At 43.4% G+C, this 15,634-nt stretch carries 19 protein-coding genes; 3 read left to right on the top strand and 16 right to left on the bottom strand.

Annotation, left to right across the window (positions count from 1 at the left end; genetic code table 11):
- Nucleotides 1-34: 34 nt before the first annotated feature.
- From QFZ80_RS12705 to QFZ80_RS12690, 4 genes are all read right to left on the bottom strand, one after another.
- Nucleotides 35-1,084 carry a YheC/YheD family endospore coat-associated protein gene (locus QFZ80_RS12705; protein WP_307546309.1) on the bottom strand — a complete coding sequence of 350 codons (1,050 nt, stop codon included), beginning with the start codon at nucleotides 1,082-1,084 and terminating at the stop codon, nucleotides 35-37.
- Nucleotides 1,085-1,240: 156 nt separating this feature from the next.
- Nucleotides 1,241-1,759 carry a GNAT family N-acetyltransferase gene (locus QFZ80_RS12700; protein ID WP_307546310.1) on the bottom strand — a complete coding sequence of 173 codons (519 nt, stop codon included), beginning with the start codon at nucleotides 1,757-1,759 and terminating at the stop codon, nucleotides 1,241-1,243.
- 4 nt (nucleotides 1,760-1,763) lie between these two features.
- On the bottom strand, nucleotides 1,764-2,228 hold the full coding sequence (locus QFZ80_RS12695) for an NUDIX domain-containing protein (RefSeq protein WP_307546311.1): 465 nt from the start codon (nucleotides 2,226-2,228) through the stop codon (nucleotides 1,764-1,766).
- Between the two features lie 172 nt (nucleotides 2,229-2,400).
- Nucleotides 2,401-3,096, bottom strand: coding sequence for a class I SAM-dependent methyltransferase (locus QFZ80_RS12690; RefSeq protein ID WP_307546312.1), 696 nt, complete (start codon nucleotides 3,094-3,096; stop codon nucleotides 2,401-2,403).
- A gap of 655 nt (nucleotides 3,097-3,751) precedes the next feature.
- Between QFZ80_RS12690 and QFZ80_RS12685 the strand changes: the two genes are divergently transcribed.
- Nucleotides 3,752-4,648 carry a YitT family protein gene (locus QFZ80_RS12685; RefSeq protein WP_307546313.1) on the top strand — a complete coding sequence of 299 codons (897 nt, stop codon included), beginning with the start codon at nucleotides 3,752-3,754 and terminating at the stop codon, nucleotides 4,646-4,648.
- Nucleotides 4,649-4,926: 278 nt separating this feature from the next.
- Here the strand turns inward: QFZ80_RS12685 and QFZ80_RS12680 are convergent, their stop codons facing one another.
- The 3 genes from QFZ80_RS12680 to QFZ80_RS12670 form a co-directional block, all read right to left on the bottom strand.
- Nucleotides 4,927-5,961 (bottom strand): Gfo/Idh/MocA family protein, encoded by a 1,035-nt coding sequence (locus QFZ80_RS12680; RefSeq protein ID WP_307559186.1) that lies wholly within the window; start codon nucleotides 5,959-5,961, stop codon nucleotides 4,927-4,929.
- A gap of 129 nt (nucleotides 5,962-6,090) precedes the next feature.
- The gene (locus QFZ80_RS12675) at nucleotides 6,091-6,360 is read right to left on the bottom strand and encodes an HPr family phosphocarrier protein (protein WP_307546315.1); all 270 of its coding nucleotides are present in this window, start codon (nucleotides 6,358-6,360) and stop codon (nucleotides 6,091-6,093) included.
- A gap of 31 nt (nucleotides 6,361-6,391) precedes the next feature.
- The gene (locus QFZ80_RS12670) at nucleotides 6,392-7,033 is read right to left on the bottom strand and encodes a serine/threonine-protein kinase (protein ID WP_307546316.1); all 642 of its coding nucleotides are present in this window, start codon (nucleotides 7,031-7,033) and stop codon (nucleotides 6,392-6,394) included.
- Between the two features lie 236 nt (nucleotides 7,034-7,269).
- On the opposite strand from QFZ80_RS12670, the gene QFZ80_RS12665 reads away from it, so the two are divergent.
- Both QFZ80_RS12665 and QFZ80_RS12660 read left to right on the top strand, forming a co-directional pair.
- Nucleotides 7,270-8,160 (top strand): cation diffusion facilitator family transporter, encoded by an 891-nt coding sequence (locus QFZ80_RS12665; RefSeq protein WP_307546317.1) that lies wholly within the window; start codon nucleotides 7,270-7,272, stop codon nucleotides 8,158-8,160.
- On the top strand, nucleotides 8,157-8,420 hold the full coding sequence (locus QFZ80_RS12660) for a hypothetical protein (protein ID WP_307559184.1): 264 nt from the start codon (nucleotides 8,157-8,159) through the stop codon (nucleotides 8,418-8,420). The genes QFZ80_RS12665 and QFZ80_RS12660 overlap by 4 nt, the downstream gene beginning before the upstream one ends.
- Nucleotides 8,421-8,489: 69 nt before the next feature.
- On the opposite strand, the gene msrB is transcribed toward QFZ80_RS12660, so the two are convergent.
- The 9 genes from msrB to QFZ80_RS12615 all read right to left on the bottom strand — a co-directional run bounded on the left by msrB (nucleotide 8,490) and on the right by QFZ80_RS12615 (nucleotide 15,625).
- The gene (gene msrB / locus QFZ80_RS12655; protein WP_307559182.1) at nucleotides 8,490-9,473 is read right to left on the bottom strand and encodes a peptide-methionine (R)-S-oxide reductase MsrB; all 984 of its coding nucleotides are present in this window, start codon (nucleotides 9,471-9,473) and stop codon (nucleotides 8,490-8,492) included.
- A gap of 114 nt (nucleotides 9,474-9,587) precedes the next feature.
- A complete protein-coding gene (locus QFZ80_RS12650) occupies nucleotides 9,588-10,520 on the bottom strand; it encodes a manganese-dependent inorganic pyrophosphatase (RefSeq protein WP_307559180.1) in 933 nt (310 codons plus the stop codon).
- Nucleotides 10,521-10,985: 465 nt separating this feature from the next.
- The gene (locus QFZ80_RS12645) at nucleotides 10,986-11,621 is read right to left on the bottom strand and encodes a polysaccharide deacetylase family protein (protein ID WP_307559178.1); all 636 of its coding nucleotides are present in this window, start codon (nucleotides 11,619-11,621) and stop codon (nucleotides 10,986-10,988) included.
- Between the two features lie 504 nt (nucleotides 11,622-12,125).
- Nucleotides 12,126-12,479 (bottom strand): GIY-YIG nuclease family protein, encoded by a 354-nt coding sequence (locus tag QFZ80_RS12640; protein WP_307546322.1) that lies wholly within the window; start codon nucleotides 12,477-12,479, stop codon nucleotides 12,126-12,128.
- A 35-nt stretch (nucleotides 12,480-12,514) separates the two neighbouring features.
- Entirely contained in the window at nucleotides 12,515-13,270 is a 756-nt protein-coding gene (locus tag QFZ80_RS12635) for a DUF2087 domain-containing protein (protein WP_307559176.1), read from the bottom strand.
- A gap of 134 nt (nucleotides 13,271-13,404) precedes the next feature.
- Nucleotides 13,405-13,854 (bottom strand): DUF6157 family protein, encoded by a 450-nt coding sequence (locus tag QFZ80_RS12630; RefSeq protein ID WP_307546324.1) that lies wholly within the window; start codon nucleotides 13,852-13,854, stop codon nucleotides 13,405-13,407.
- A 5-nt stretch (nucleotides 13,855-13,859) separates the two neighbouring features.
- The gene (locus tag QFZ80_RS12625) at nucleotides 13,860-14,408 is read right to left on the bottom strand and encodes a DUF1697 domain-containing protein (protein ID WP_307546325.1); all 549 of its coding nucleotides are present in this window, start codon (nucleotides 14,406-14,408) and stop codon (nucleotides 13,860-13,862) included.
- Nucleotides 14,409-14,449: 41 nt separating this feature from the next.
- Nucleotides 14,450-15,298 carry an HAD-IIB family hydrolase gene (locus QFZ80_RS12620; protein WP_307559174.1) on the bottom strand — a complete coding sequence of 283 codons (849 nt, stop codon included), beginning with the start codon at nucleotides 15,296-15,298 and terminating at the stop codon, nucleotides 14,450-14,452.
- A gap of 66 nt (nucleotides 15,299-15,364) precedes the next feature.
- The gene (locus QFZ80_RS12615; protein ID WP_307546327.1) at nucleotides 15,365-15,625 is read right to left on the bottom strand and encodes a metal-sensitive transcriptional regulator; all 261 of its coding nucleotides are present in this window, start codon (nucleotides 15,623-15,625) and stop codon (nucleotides 15,365-15,367) included.
- Between the last annotated feature and the right edge of the window lie 9 nt (nucleotides 15,626-15,634).

The raw sequence follows: 15,634 nt of genomic DNA, 5'->3' as shown, positions 1-15,634 counted from the left end.
CCCCGCAAAAGATAGGGCTAGATTCATTGAAACTTCATCGGTTTAATAGAAACTTAGCATATCGTAATGGTGTCTCATACGTATTATTAAAAATCTGATGCATTTTCAATTGCTTGAACTCATACCTTTGATCTCTTCCATTCACTTCAATAAGCTTAATTCGCCCATAATCGTCAACGCCAATATCCAATCCGACATCGGCTATGGCTGGGATTCGCTCACTCAGGTTTTCAACTATCATCAGAGAAACTTGCTCAACAGCAGCCTTCATTCGGTATGGATCAAAACCGCTAGCCCGAAATAATTCTTCACATCGCCTAGCTTCTCCGCCTTTAGCCAGATTCGTAACATGTCTACCTGATGCAGCAACTTTGCCTGCAATTCCTGTTATCTGCCACTTCCCTTTATCCCCGCGCTGAGCAGAAATCCTTAAATCATACGGTCGACCATGATACGTTGCCAATGATATTGCTTGTTGGATGAGATAGCTTTGTGTTCCAACCTTTTCATGAATAAAAGCTTGGGCTTTCTTTTCATTTAGCATTTTCGGTTCGTTATTACTCCAACAAAGCTGCCAATCCTCGTTTTCCTTCTGAGTGACTTTAATCACCCCTTTACCAATGCTGCTATTCGTTGGTTTGACGTAAAGAGATGAAAATCTTTCCATAGCTTCTACCAGTTGTTCTCGTGAGTAGGCCATAGATTCAGGAAGATACTCTCGAATTGATTGGTTTGTCGTTAGTAGCTTGTGAATACGAAGTTTATCATGGCGATTTTGCCCATTGAATACAATACTTGATTTGGAAAGAAGCTTTAATTGATTTTGCAAATACGGTGTAAGCGTCATCGCACGGTTATGAGTGACTTTAGGAATAGGAAGCCTAATAAGTCGATACTTTTTATTCTCGTAGCATAAACCTAGAGCTGACTTCTCACTAATATGCTGAAGGCACATATAGAAAGGCGTCATTCCGAGATTTTCAGCTGCTTTATTGTAAAGATCGATTCGCTCATATCCGGTCTGCTGCCTGTGAATGCCTAAATAAGTTCTTCGATCTAGAAGAATTCCAACCACACTGCGCACGTCATCACCTTCGTCTAATAGGATCCTCTTTTACACAGTATGCAGTCAGAGTTCACCTGGTCCAAATGGGTGCAAAAAAGAGCCGCACAAAGGCAGCTCTCCTGGTTGCATAATCGATATTATCCATTCTAAATACATCGTTTTAAACGATTGCTCCTAATACATGTAAACCATCATTTCCTCATCATAGCTCTGACCCTCATATTCCAAAGCATTACGTTCAACACCATAGGACTCAAAGCCTAATTTCCGGTAGAGGTCAATAGCTGCTCCGTTCGTGGTTACCACACAAAGTGTCACTTGTTTCAAACCTTCTAGTTGTTTCCCTCTACGGATCACTTCTACCATTAATTGCTTCGCAATCCCCTGCCCGCGGTAGTTCTCTGATACGTATACACCCCAAATAAAGGCTTTATGTTTCAGCTTTAGACTTTGCTCTCGTTTAAATCCTGCTGTACCGATAAGCTGACCTTCAGCTGTAAAAGCACCCAATATATAATTACCGCTGTCTTGACCAATTCGTTTCTCCACTTCTTCCATTGACAGCAAGACCGATTCTTCATATGCAGCACCGAACGCATCAGGGTGTTTTTGCAGTGCCTCAAGCCGCAGCACCCAATAACTCTTGGCTTCTTCTACCCGGATGTTTCTGATGTCGATTTTATCACTACTCATATATTCACCATCCTATACTTTCAAACCAGAGTCCCTGTTGTTTCTTATCTAAGGCAAGCCGTATATAGTTAACCATATTATCTGGAAGCTCCTTCTTATGAAACCACTTCAATTGCTCGCACTTCTCTGGCTCTTTATTCGTAATCTCACCCTGCCAGCTATGTACGTTTAAAAAGAAGTCCACCCATTCCGACGTCGTATTTTTGCGATGCATGACACCGATGATTTCAATATCTGTGGGCTTGATGACAACCCCAGCTTCTTCTTCCGCTTCTCTTATTGCGGCTGCGATGACCTCTTCGCCGCCATCCATCCTGCCTGCAACAACGCTCCAATTGCCGTCTTGAAACCCGGTATTTTGTCTTTTCAATAATAAAACCTCTTCGTTTCTATAAAATAACACGTGTACGGAGCCATATAAAATAGGTGTTCTCAAAATGATCCCCCTTGATTCGCATATCCTTATCATAATTCCTTCAAATCCCACTAACGAATAACTAATTTTAACAAATTGCCCTTTGTATTGTAAATTGTTAAGCAAAAAAGGGAGCCAAATAGCCCCCTACAATTGCTTCTTATTCATTAACACTATAGATCCTCAAAGAATTGTCTACTATCAGTTATTACAACAATATTTGGTGCTAATAATTGAAATGCTTATACCAAATGCCTGCGTACTCAGGTACCACATCCCAATTATTTGCCCTTACTTGATTGCCAAAATCCTCTCCAAAGAAATACGAGGTTAACTGTACAGCCTCATTCACATCTTTGAACTTATAATCGGTGGATAGCGTGGTGTGTTCAAATCCATATTCGGTTTCTAACAAATGATAATAGGGAGCCAAATAATCATATCTCGTCGGTTCCGCAAACCCCGTTCCCAAAGTCTCCAGAATGATCACCGTACCCTCTGGTCTAAGAATGCGTCTAATTTCAGACATCATTTGTTTCAAATTATTCTCCCAATCCACATTATTCGGGGTAGCAAGATAACATAAGCTCCACCCTGCTACGACGAGATCCTTACTAGCGTCCTCAATTGGCAGATCTCTATGGTCGGAAACAATCGTTCGCCAGTTACTATTAGAAGATAAGGTAGTTAACTTTTTTTCTAACACATTCAGCATGGCCTTGGAACTATCCACACACCAAAGCGAATTGGCTTCTGCGGCCAGAAACATGGAAAGCCTTCCTGTCCCTGCCCCTAAGTCCACCACATCTAAATGCTCGTAAGGCCTTATCTCATGAATCACCTCTGCTAAATTGGGTTGCTTACTAATTAATAGATCATATGTTTCTGCGTTATCTTGATAAATGTTATAATCTCGAGACATACTCATTCCTCCTTCCAATTTTTCTAAGAATAAACCTTAACCTTAGGTTAAGGTCAAGCTTTAGAAGGAGTTTTGAGAAGGGAAATATTTGAATGCGCTTACAAAACTGACTTCCAAAATACACGCCAATCTTATCATGCTGATCATGATTTGAAAATATAAAAAGATACCGCTTTCAGGTTTGACTCAGTGGGACTGAAGTGCTACAATTCAAGCAAATTTGGTTGCAAATCAGGATTGGAGGAAATGCTCCTGCATCATTTTAAACATAAATGGCAATGGACGATATTGGTCTGGATCATTCTTGGGCTGTTCGTATTTCCTTTGACACCGCCAATTTCACACCACTATTCTACTGATACCGATATACTCGTTCTATCTAATACGACTCATGTCTTAACCGTTCAAGCACATCCGCCTACCAGAGAATCTATACAAGCTCACGAAGACAAGATTCAGAGACACGAAGATTATGACAAAGATTATGAGATGACCGTATTTGTTGTTTTTATTATTTTTATATTATCTAAAATATGGAAGAAATTGAAAAGTATCTTATTAGCTTTTCTCAAATTCACATCGGGTTACACGGGCCTCATTCCTTCATTTTTCATTAGAACCCAACTGAATGAAATGTGGAAAAGAGGAACCCTTCATGTCAAACTTATCGGCAGGAGCACAACAAGCACGCTCCCAACATCAAAAACTAACGCGCTTTAAATTTTTGCGTAGAGTATTATTTATGATCATTGGATCTGCCTTATTTTCTGTTGGTTTGGAAATTTTCTTAGTCCCCAACAATATTATCGATGGCGGCGTAGTAGGGATTTCAATTATCGTCTCTCATTTGACTAACATACCAATCGGTATATTTCTCGTTCTATTGAATTTACCTTTCTTACTTCTAGGGTATAAGCAAATCGGCAAAACGTTTGCCTTATCGACATTGTTCTCCGTTGTCCTTATGTCTATTGGAACTACCCTACTTCATCCGGTAGAAGCAATAACCATAGATCCCTTGCTAGCCGCAGTTTTCGGTGGAATCATACTTGGTATCGGTGTAGGATTAGTCATTCGCTCGGGCGGTTCGCTCGATGGAACAGAAATTGTAGCCATTGTATTTAGTAAAAAGTCGCCATTCTCGGTCGGCGAAATCGTGATGTTTTTCAACTTTTTTATTCTCGCCAGCGCAGGTTTCGTGTTTGGTTGGGATCATGCGATGTACTCGCTCATTGCGTATTACATTGCCTTCAAAATGATTGATATCACCATCGAAGGCCTGGATCAATCCAAAGCCGTATGGATTATCAGCGATGAATCCGAAAAAATCGGGGAAACCATAACGTTCCGACTTGGCCGTGGCGTGACCTACCTGAAGGGCGAAGGCGCATTTACAGGGGATGAAAAAAAAGTGATATTCAGCGTCATCACTCGTCTAGAAGAAGCCAAGCTGAAATCCATCTTAGACGAATTGGATCCCAAAGCTTTCCTCGCCATAGGCAATATCCATGATGTAAAAGGCGGCAGATTTAAAAAGAAAGATATTCATTAAAAGGAAATGGCAAGAAGAGGTTAAACAGAGCTTTCTGTTTAACCTCTTCTTTGATTTTTTGCACGATAGTGCTGCAAAAAGTACAGCTAATTTGAAGCATTTGGTCCATATCTGCTTAAAAAGCGGAATTTTGATGTACATCTTGGCCCCAGGAGTTGAGCGAAGTGGTGACTATCCTATCATCGCCAGAGTAACTGCTGCCGTAGCCAGGGGAAACATAGACATCAATAAATCAACAAGTTACCCTTGGCACCTGGCGGCGGCAGCACGCGAACGTTCTAGTTCCAGTAGTTCCTCAGATCAACCTTCTGGCCAAGCTTCGCGCTTTCGAGGGCGCCAAGAACCATCGCCATGCTCTTGATATTGTCGCGGCAGTCTGTCTCCGCGAGGCGGCCTTCTTCCAACGCAACGAACATCTCGTCCAGACAGCCGGCGTGGCCGCTGTGGCCGGGCCAGTTCACATCCGCGTCCACTTTCGTGTAGTCGCGGATGAACTTGCCGGCTTGATCGCCGCCGGCGACGATCTCGGCGTACGGTGCGCCGCTACCGTCCCACAGAGCGGTGCCCTGCTCGCCGGTCACACGCCAAGCCGCCTCCCAAGAGGTCGGCGCCCCTTCCGCGCACCAGGAGCCGCGGTAACAGAACACAGTGCCGTCTGACATCTCATAGATGCAGATAGCAGAGGCATTCCCGGCGTACCACGAGCCGGGCGGGTTGAATTCCTGGCAGTACACCGAAACGGGGTCTGCCCCAGTAATAAACCGAGCCTGATCGAAGGTATGGATCGCCATGTCTAGAATGAGCGGGCTTTCCATCGCTTCGCGAAAGCCCCCAAAATGCGGCCCCAAGAAAAAATCAGCGCCGACATAACCCACGCGGCCGATCGTGCCCGCGTTAATGATCTCCCGCAGTGCGCGGATGTTCGCGTCGTAGCGGCGGTTCTGCATGACGGAGAAGGATCTTCCCGTCCGCTCCGCCAGCTGCACGAGCTCCCGCGCTTCCGCCATCGTGGCGGCCATCGGTTTCTCACCGAAGACGTCACATCCTTGCCGGAGTGCTGTGCCGCACACCTGGAAATGGCTGGACGGAATCGTGATGTCCAGCACCAGATTAGCACCGCTATCCTGAATAGCTTGCTCCAGATTGTTATAGACGCCGCAGGTAAGACCATGGCGGTCAGCCATGGCTTGTGCGAATTCCGTCTTAATATCAACAAGCGCGACAATGTCGCTATCCTCACGTTTTAACATATACTCGACCCATACATTTGCCATGCTGCCGCATCCTACGACCACGATGTGATACTTACTCATCTCGTACATTCCTCCAATATCATCCCTAAATTGCGTATATCCGCTTTGTTACTCTTTATTTTATCCCTTTTCTTAGGGACATTCTCTATCCAATCTTGTGAGAATAGGGTCAAATATTGTGGTGAGTAATTAATCCCCTCGGTATGGCTCAAACAAATCAAACATAAAGTGCATGGCCTCTTCCTCATCTTTGCCTTTGGTGAGCAAACGAAGTGTAGTTCCAGCTTTGATCGGGACTAGAAGCATGCCTAGTAGGCTTTTCACATCCACAATGTGGTGTTTTTGATCAAGCTCAAAATCTATCGTAATGTCCGAAATAAAATGAGAAGACTTTGCAGAGATGATTGATAAATCGCCCCGTTGTAAATCGGAATGGATCTCAAATTCATGTACTCTCATAACCAAACCTTCCTTTTCTATAAATTTCGGTTCATTTGCTCTTTCTGCGGTATTTCTTCCATTTGCGATAGCTTCTCCGAACAACATTCAAAGCAAAGCCGGGAATGGGCATTTTCCGTACCCACGGATAATAGAAACGATCATAGGCATTTTTGAGATCGTCCCACATGGGACAATATTCGCTTTTCATAAAGTCAGATACGTCGACTACTAATCCTCTGCCATCCTTCATCATCACATTTTTCCCATGTACGTCATGTGGATTTAGGCCCCTGCTAACTGCGTAAGCGAGTGCTTCATCTATGTCTGTAATAACTTGCCGTGGAATTGGAAGCCCTCGATGTAAGCATTTGTATAAAGTAACTCCAGTCAAACGGCGCAATACCAAATAATTATCCCCTGCATGCAAGCATTCTGAAAATGCGGGATGTTTCCCTAGACGTCTGTATACTTCCTTTTCCTCCTCAATCCCTGGTCTGCCTGGTGCATACACTTTAACGACGACCTCAGGGTAATTCGGATGCGCAAGTACTGCTGCATAATTACCTGAACCAACTATCTTCCATGGCTTAGGTATATAGTGGACAATAATTGGATCGTAAGGTTGCTTACTGTAAAGCTCCAAATTCGGGAGCAATTGGTGTTCTATTTCAATCATCCAAGGCTTTAACATAGAATTATTTCTGCTCCCCTTCCATCTTTTCTCTACCCCCGTATAGGTGACGGAAACATGGTTTGTTAATTACTGCTATGTGTGGTATTATACAAAGATATTTGTGTAAAGTGAAGTGTTGAACATGTCCTATTATAATTTGCTAGATTCCCATATAAAAATGAAGCTAATCCCTTGACCCTTGGTCAAGGGATTTTTTTTCCTTGGGGAAACACTTCTGGAGGAGGTCATCATTGATGAACAACGACAACAAATCATCTTTTTGGGCGATTTGGATATCCCTAATCAGCAACATCATACTTACCATAATGAAAATCGTAATCGGATTGCTGTTTCATAGTGAGGTTTTATTAGCTGATGGGGTTCATAACGCAGGTGATATTATCGCTACGATCGCAGCACTTAGCGCGATGCAAATTTCCAAGCTTCCAGCCGATGAAGACCATCCCTATGGCCATGGCAAAGCTGAGGTGTTAGGTTCTGGATTTGTAGCTTTTATCCTTGCGCTAGCAGCCATTTATATTGCTTATCATTCGACTGCCGCATTTTTCCACGACCCCCTAAAACCAAGCTTAATTGCCTTTATTGCAGCAGCAGTCTCTATGGTTTGGAAATACGCCCTCTATGTTTACACGTTGCGGATTGGCAGCAGAACGAACAGTAAGGGGCTGATTGCTACAGCCAAGGATCACTTGGCCGACGTTTACGCCTCATTAGCGGCAGTTATTGGAATTGGAATGGCCTTTGTTGGTAAAACTTATAACATTCACTGGTTATCCTACGGAGATGCAGCGGCGGGAATTATCGTTTCATTATTGGTTTTGAAATTAGCTGTGGAAATGGGCAAGGAAGCCTTTGATGTTCTGATGGAGAAAACAGTGGATCAACAAAAGCTGCACCAGTATACGCAGTTAATCCAAGCGATTCCACAGGTAAAACGAATTGATCGTATTCGCGCAAGGGAACACGGTCATTACATTTTAGTGGATGCCAGAGTTGCGATTCCTGGTGAGCTTACGATCCAACAAGGTCATGATATCTCCCGTGCTATCAAGAAATCCATTATGGAACAGCATGGTGACGTAGATGAAGTCCTTATCCATTTGAACCCTTGGTACAAAGAATGATGCTCAACAACACGAAAATAACAGAAAGCGGTGATGTGATGCCAAGCAATGCTTATTATCTAATCTTTTCTGTCATTTTAATAGCGGCCGTCTTATTTACAGTGATCATTGGTCACTCCCGAACAAATAAAGAAGGCAATCCTGAATATGATAACAAAACCAAAGGCAATTGGTCTCGACTTACGCTCTTCTATGTAGCTGCTATTGCCCTTGGAGTGCTTGCGCTGATTATCTATGTAGTTAACCGTACATCCACGTAAATGAGAAAGACGCTAGCCAGGATCTTGATCCTGATTAGCGTCTTTTTTGTAAATCTCCCCTGAAAGGTCTTACTTCTCCTCAAAAAAACGAAGATAAGCGCCATAGCCTTCCTTTTCCAGATCTGCCAACGGAATAAACCGAAGCGCAGCTGAATTAATGCAGTATCTGAGACCATTTGGCCCTGGGCCATCATTAAACACGTGACCTAGATGGGAATCTGCCTCGTGGCTTCGCACCTCTGTACGTACCATGAAATGACTATGATCAGCTTTCTCTTTCACACTACCTTCGAATACCGGTTTCGTGAAACTAGGCCAGCCACAGCCCGAATCAAATTTGTCGTAGGAGCTGAATAATGGCTCACCCGAAACGATGTCCACATACAGACCCTTCTCATGAGAGTCCCAGAACTCATTCTCAAATGGCCGCTCTGTCCCATTATTTTGCGTTACTTCAAATTGAAGCGGTGTTAATTTTTGCTTACGTTCTTCTTTATCCTTGGCTGTGTTCCAATACTTCTCAATATAGGAATCACGTCCTGATCCTTTGCGGTAGGCCTTGTAATGCTGCGGATTTTTGTGATGATAGTCCTGATGATAATCTTCCCCAGGATAAAAGGCTTCAGCATCAATCCGAACAATCTCCGTCACGATAGGCCGATCGAAGCGACCGCTATCCTGAAGTGCTTGCTTGGAAGCTTCCGCTTTCTCTTTTTGCTGGTCACTATGGGCAAAAATGCCAGTCCGGTAAGACGATCCGCGGTCATGGAACTGACCTCCTGCATCCGTGGGATCAATCTGGCGCCAAAATGTATCAAGCAATTTATCATAAGGATATAGTTCAGGGTCAAATGTAATTTGAACGGCTTCTGCATGTCCTGTTGTCTCCGAGCATACTTCTTTGTAAGTCGGATTACTTGTGTGACCGCCAATGTAACCTGACACTACGGATATAATACCTGGCAGTTCCTCAAATGGTGTAACCATACACCAGAAACATCCACCAGCAAAAGTTGCCTTTTCATAATTACCTTGTTGAGCGTTATCAACCATTTCTGCTTCACCTCTTTCTTTTGTATCCCTTCTATCATACCAAAAAATGAGCGTACAACCAAAAGACACCGTTCATCCTGAACGGTGTCTTCGTAATACAGATAAAAGCGATTCCTACAGGTTGTTGAAGATATCCGTAAGAACAGGAACGATTTGAGATTTACGTGAAACAACGCCTTTGAGCAACGCTTTGTTGTCTACAAGCGTAACGTTGTAAGCTTTCTCCACAGCATCGGCTTTACGTCCAAGAGCAAGACCGACGGAATCATTGTTAAGAATGTCTGTAACAACAAACAAGAACAAGTCCAGGTTTTTCTCAGCGATGATGGCATTAAGCGCGGATTCAATCTCAGCTTGCTGGGAAAGAACATCGTTAACATCAACCGCATTTACTTGTGCGATTTCGGCTTTATAGCTGCCCATTTGGAATTCTTTTGCGTCCAAAGAAATCAATTGTGCAACTGTTTTGTCACTCAGATCTGCTCCGGCTTTCAACATTTCCAGACCATAAGTCTCAGCGTCCACGCCAGCAATTGCAGCAAGTTCGCGAGCAGCGGCAACGTCTTGCTCCGTGCAAGTCGGGGATTTGAACAACAAGGAATCCGAAATGATAGCTGAAAGCATCAAACCTGCGATGTCTTTGTCGATGGAAACTCCGTTTTCTTTGTACAATTTATTTAGGATGGTTGCTGTGCAACCAACTGGCTCTGCGCGGTAGTAAAGCGGATGGCTAGTCTCGAAGTTAGCAATACGGTGGTGGTCAATTACTTCCACAACACGTACTTGATCGATGTCTGAAACACTTTGTTGACGCTCAACATGGTCTACCAAGATGACATTAGCTGCTTCATTCGCAACAGTCTCAACTTGACGAGGCGCTGCAACTTTAAAAGTATCCAATGCATATTGTGTTTCACCATTCACACTGCCTAGACGAACAGCTTCGACCTCTTGGCCTAATTTCGTTTTCAGTGCAGCATAAGCAATTGCTGATGTGATTGAATCAGTGTCCGGATTTTTATGTCCGAAAATTAGTGTTTTTGACATTGTACGACTCCTTAACCGAAATAGTATAGTTAGTGCTTATAATCTCTATTTACGATTATACTAAAAAATCTCTGTAAATCCACTACTAAACCAAAAGCTTTAGTTTGAATTAAAAAAATGGACTGAATTGGGTCAGGTAAGAGCTATTGATCCCAGGAAAACTGTATGTTCTGCTCTCCAATGTGAGCGTTCTTAAGTTTGATGTTTAGTTAGTCAAATTGCTCGCTTATTCTTTTGATCAGCCTGAATAATGGTTTAAATTTGGGGTGGTTCAAGTAATGTTTGAATCAAATAATTTAGTTCAAATAATGTACCGATGAGAATTGTTGTACGATGTACAACTCCCTCTCAACTAAACCAAGGAAAGGCTGTCAAACTGGCTTTCTAATTGTCTTTATATTTCTCTTTTTTTTCACGCTATACTTCTAAACAAAAACAATTTAATAACTTACTTTATAATCTCACTCAGCCAACAAAGCTAATCAAGTTAATCAAGCTAACCAAACTAGCAGTAAGCTTCTGAACCCATGTAGCAAAATCATCTTCGCCATGAACGACAATTCGACTTAGTTCATATGGCGATTGGTTCGATGAAGCATACCCTTCCTTCGTTGTAAAGGCATAGCGGTAAGCCGCCTCTTTTAAGATCTTCAACGTTTCCTCATTATACTCGCCAAACGGATAAGCAAAAACATCTACGCTCTTCCCAAGCGCCTGCTCAATACGTCGGCGCGATTCCGTGATCTCTTCGCGCTGCTGTTCAACGCTGAGCTGTGTGAGATGCGGATGTGTCAGCCCATGCGGCGCTATGTCCCACCCCGCCGCGCTCAGCTCTTGCACTTGCGGCCAGCTTAAGTAGCCTGGCTGGCCAATGAATCCTGGCGACAGGAACAGCGTCGCCGGAAAGCGATGACGCTGGAGGATCGGCAACGCCACCTCAGCGTTATTCGCGTAGCCGTCATCGAACGTGAGCAGCACGGGCCTCTCCGGTGACGGCTGTTTCTTCTCGATGATGCGCACGAAGTCATGCAGCGTCAACGGGGTGTAGTGATGCGCAGCGAAATAGTCCATTTGGCGCGCGAACATATCGGGGTGGAGCACGTACGTGTTCCCTGGCTCCACCCCGATGCTGTGGTAGTTCAGCACGGGAATCACAATTCCGTGCTGCTGCCCATCGACCGCGACCTGTGACGCGGATGCTTGGGCTGCTGCTGGCGCAAAGCATGCCAGCAAGACCCACGCAAGCGTGAACGCTCGCGCCATTCGCAAATATTTATGAATCCCCATCGCATTCATAGTCATATATCGCATGCTCCATTCTTCCCATTCATAATCATATGTCGCTTACTCCACACATCTCATTCCTGTTCCCAATCTTAAACTCGGGATGGAATCCCTTAATACCTGCAGATGTCTACTCAGCTTCTCCGTCCCCTTCAACTCGTATGCATATAATCCTACTATTACTGTCTGTTACTCTAAACGATAATTGACTTCTCTGGCACTCAGCTGTCCAGACAATCCCGCATCTTTTGACAACAAAGAGTTACAGTAACAAACCAAAAAGAGGTTCAGCAGAATCCCTGCTAAACCTCTCCCAAACCCCTAAAGCTTCCGCTTATTATAACCGCGATCCTCATAGGGTTGGAGTTCCTCAAGCCACTTCTCTTCCAGCTTCTTCAACGCATCGTTCTCGTCGAAGTAACCAGTCTCCTTCACTTTGAGTACTTCTAGAACCTCAAGCACGAAGGCATCGCCGCCAAATTCGTTCCAATCCTTCTGAAGTAACAGATTCCGATGCGTGCCCATTTGCAATTCCAATAGCTTCCCATTCATAGTTTTTAAATTCTTCGTACTTAAAATCCACAACTTTCCATTCATCGTATTCCGGACTTGAAAAACACCGGCTTCCTTCTTCGTTTCTTTATATAGTTGCTGCAGCTCTTGTCTACGATTCATCTCATTGGGCTCCTTTTTACTCATGTTGTTCCTATTCATCCTTTCAGCCAATATTGACTTCCGTCTGGTTGTCGATCGAGAAAGCCATACTCAATCAAATATCTGCGAATCTTCACATAGTCATGAAAAACTGGCTTGATAATCTCGTTGACTTCCTTTTCTTCATAAAAGCGATCTTGTTCGAATCGTTTGGCGATTTCACGCAGCACAACGACTTTATGCTTTTCTTGCTGTGAAAATGAGACTAGCTCGCCTGACGTACCATTAGGGAAATACTTCTTAATGATCTTCTCGTACTCATCTTGCGTGATATTGTATCGTTCATCCACCATCTTGGCCGTTTTATGAATTTCTACAAAAACAGGCGCGTGCTGGTCCTTCTCTTTTAACAGTTCCATCATCGTCACAAAAATCTTGGCTTGGCGCTCTTTTTCCTTCAATCCAAATCGATGATTACGAATCGTTGAGGCACTGCCAATGCCCAATTCCTTTTGGATTTCACTATCGCTCTTTCCTTCATAGAACAGTTGAAGCAAACTATTCTGATGGTCAGTCAGACCTGTAAGCTTTTTATCCAACCCGATGAAATATTGAAAAACAGATCCATGTGCATGCCCTATATGCCATTTCAGATAACGCTCTGCCTCATACAAGACACCATCCTGGGGATAAATAATTCCCGCTTCCGTTCTCTTGCCGCAAAGCAAACAAATGTAACCATCATCTTCCTGTACATAGCCACGTTTCCACTCATCAAGTGAGGCTTTCCAGAACATTTCAGACATTTCCAAAGTAAACACTTCCCAATAAAGTTTATTATATATTAGACATTATATTATTTTGTTTATCAAAATGTCAAACCTCAGAATAAAAAAAAGAATCCCATTCTGATAAAAGGATTCCTTGGTTTCTCTTCCTATTTCTTTCACCCGCGAGAACTTCGCATCGCAAATAACAACTTCGGACCATCTTCACTCCCCGTACCTGCTTCAACAAATTGCTGGTAGGCTTCAGATTCCATAGGGTAAATCGCAATTTTGCCTTCTTCATTGTAATGTACGCCCCAACCGTGCTTTTTGGGAAGCATGGAAGCTCTTAAACAAGGGTGGTTTTTAGAAAAAAGCTCCTCACGAATTTCATTACTTCGAGCTTCGATTTCACTCTGAGGGATTTGCTTATGTAGCAAATAGACTTCATAAATAAGTTCGCCTTGTGTATATTTATAAGGGTTCTGTGACAGTAGCTCGTATTGAATCAAATGAGCGGTTTTACTATCCTTTTTCATGGAAGGTACAGTTCCGACTTCAACTGGACAGTCAGCAGAAACCTGTATAAATGTATCCTTATAACTCATATGCGCATCATCATAGGCCATCTAGGTTAACTCCCTCCTTCTGCAAGTTGAATCAATTTATTCACAGTCTCCCAGTTCCGTGTTGTCGCGGATACACCTAGCTTCTTTTCGATGAAATTGTTGCTGAACTTTGATTCTCCGTAGTTTTTACGAATGAGTAAATATACGGTGAGCCCTTTGACGTGGAACTCGTCCACTTCATTTTGAAAGGCTTCTAATTTGGCGATAGCCGCATCGGTCGCTGGATGAGATAAAAAGGTGATATATCTTTGTTCATTCGCTTCTGCATTGACTATATGGTATGGCGTATTTTCTACAACCTCGTGCAATTCTTCTAAAGTTCGGATGACGACAGGAATATCGAAGGTAAGTTGACCCTTTAGCTCACTGACAATTCGATCACGTACGACCGCAGGGTCTTCTTCCTCACAATCAAAAATGACGTTACCGCTCTGTATATACGTAATTACATTCTTATAATCCATGGATTCAAAAATGCTTCGCAGCTTGTCCATCTTAATAATCTTCTGTCCGCTGACATTAATTCCGCGCAAAAGTGCAACATACTTCGGCATCGCTTAACCTCACAACAATTTTTAGTACCATTATACACCAATTATGGCTTATTTGCTTTCATTCTAGCCTCGATAAAAGCAGCAACACCATCTTCTTCATTACTTTGAACAATCTCATCCGCCATGTCCAAAATTTCAGGATGCGCATTGGCAACAGCAACCTTACGACCTGCCGCTAGAAACATGCCGACATCATTCAGATTGTCTCCAAAAACTGTGACATCCGCAGAGCTGCATCCCACATGCTTAGCCCACAAAAGCAATCCATTCTGCTTATTCGCTTGTGGATGGCTGAATTCGAGAAAATAATGATTATCGATATAGTTATCTTTCATAAAATGAATGTGAACCTTTGACCCGAGTGCAGCGATTACCTTTTCTTTCAAGGGAGCAAGTTCATCAAACAAACCAATATAGGTTAGAATTAGAGGACGTAATGTATCAGGACATGCCAACTCCTCAACTTCACTGAATCTCGGATCGTTAGGTCGGCTGGCTGCAAACTGCAGATCCCCTGTCCTACCAAGCTTCTCATGTAGTACTCGCTCCTTATCCTCGTGATCTAAAGCAAACAGAAGAGGGACTAAACCGATTGATTTCCCGATCAGTAAAAGGGTATTCGTCGTCTTTGGATCAAGCCAAAATCCGTCCAGCACACATTTCTCGACAGGGTCGAATAGTAATGCCCCATTGTAGAGAACAAGCGGATGGGACCATGGAATTTGTGAAACGACGGCGTTTGAGCTTTGATAGCTTCGCGCAGTGGCATAACTTACGACGGCACCTTCCGTAATTGCTCGACTCATTACTCGTACAGTGTACTCCGACGGAGTAGCATTAGATTGAAGTAAGGTACCATCTAAATCTGTTAAATAATAGCCTTTGTTCATGGGCTTACTCCTTCTTCCGTTATAAGTCTTGACACTCAACTTCACAAAACGATAGAGTATCCTGTTTTATCTACTCTTGACGAGAAGTTCAACAGCTTCTTGGATCACCTTGTCTGGCGAGTTCCCCTTCTCAAGCTCTTCATGGATACAGTGCTGTAGATTAGAGCCGATGACAACACCAATCGTTCTATCCACAGCCGTACGAACAGCTGATAATTGAGTCACAATCTCACGGCAATCCTCCCCTGCCTCCAGCATTCCAAGGACTCCGCGGATTTGTCCTTCAATCCGTTTTAATCTATTTTTTAAAGCCTTATCGTATTCCATTCTCTTCTC

This window comes from Paenibacillus sp. V4I7, from assembly GCF_030817275.1.
GTDB lineage: Bacteria > Bacillota > Bacilli > Paenibacillales > NBRC-103111 > Paenibacillus_E.
This window is presented reverse-complemented; position numbering and strand designations above follow the sequence as displayed.

Excerpts from the sequence above, each read along its gene's own strand:
- QFZ80_RS12665 (WP_307546317.1), top strand. The coding sequence starts at position 7,270 with ATGAACAACGACAACAAATCATCTTTTTGGGCGATTTGGATATCCCTA.
- QFZ80_RS12660 (WP_307559184.1), top strand. The coding sequence starts at position 8,157 with ATGATGCTCAACAACACGAAAATAACAGAAAGCGGTGATGTGATGCCA.
- QFZ80_RS12680 (WP_307559186.1), bottom strand. The coding sequence starts at position 5,961 with ATGAGTAAGTATCACATCGTGGTCGTAGGATGCGGCAGCATGGCAAAT.
- QFZ80_RS12625 (WP_307546325.1), bottom strand. The coding sequence starts at position 14,408 with ATGCCGAAGTATGTTGCACTTTTGCGCGGAATTAATGTCAGCGGACAG.
- msrB (WP_307559182.1), bottom strand. The coding sequence starts at position 9,473 with ATGGTTGATAACGCTCAACAAGGTAATTATGAAAAGGCAACTTTTGCT.
- QFZ80_RS12675 (WP_307546315.1), bottom strand. The coding sequence starts at position 6,360 with ATGAGAGTACATGAATTTGAGATCCATTCCGATTTACAACGGGGCGAT.
- QFZ80_RS12690 (WP_307546312.1), bottom strand. The coding sequence starts at position 3,096 with ATGTCTCGAGATTATAACATTTATCAAGATAACGCAGAAACATATGAT.
- QFZ80_RS12620 (WP_307559174.1), bottom strand. The coding sequence starts at position 15,298 with ATGAACAAAGGCTATTATTTAACAGATTTAGATGGTACCTTACTTCAA.
- QFZ80_RS12650 (WP_307559180.1), bottom strand. The coding sequence starts at position 10,520 with ATGTCAAAAACACTAATTTTCGGACATAAAAATCCGGACACTGATTCA.
- QFZ80_RS12630 (WP_307546324.1), bottom strand. The coding sequence starts at position 13,854 with ATGGCCTATGATGATGCGCATATGAGTTATAAGGATACATTTATACAG.
- QFZ80_RS12615 (WP_307546327.1), bottom strand. The coding sequence starts at position 15,625 with ATGGAATACGATAAGGCTTTAAAAAATAGATTAAAACGGATTGAAGGA.
- QFZ80_RS12685 (WP_307546313.1), top strand. The coding sequence starts at position 3,752 with ATGTCAAACTTATCGGCAGGAGCACAACAAGCACGCTCCCAACATCAA.
- QFZ80_RS12640 (WP_307546322.1), bottom strand. The coding sequence starts at position 12,479 with ATGAATCGTAGACAAGAGCTGCAGCAACTATATAAAGAAACGAAGAAG.
- QFZ80_RS12670 (WP_307546316.1), bottom strand. The coding sequence starts at position 7,033 with ATGTTAAAGCCTTGGATGATTGAAATAGAACACCAATTGCTCCCGAAT.
- QFZ80_RS12695 (WP_307546311.1), bottom strand. The coding sequence starts at position 2,228 with ATGATAAGGATATGCGAATCAAGGGGGATCATTTTGAGAACACCTATT.
- QFZ80_RS12700 (WP_307546310.1), bottom strand. The coding sequence starts at position 1,759 with ATGAGTAGTGATAAAATCGACATCAGAAACATCCGGGTAGAAGAAGCC.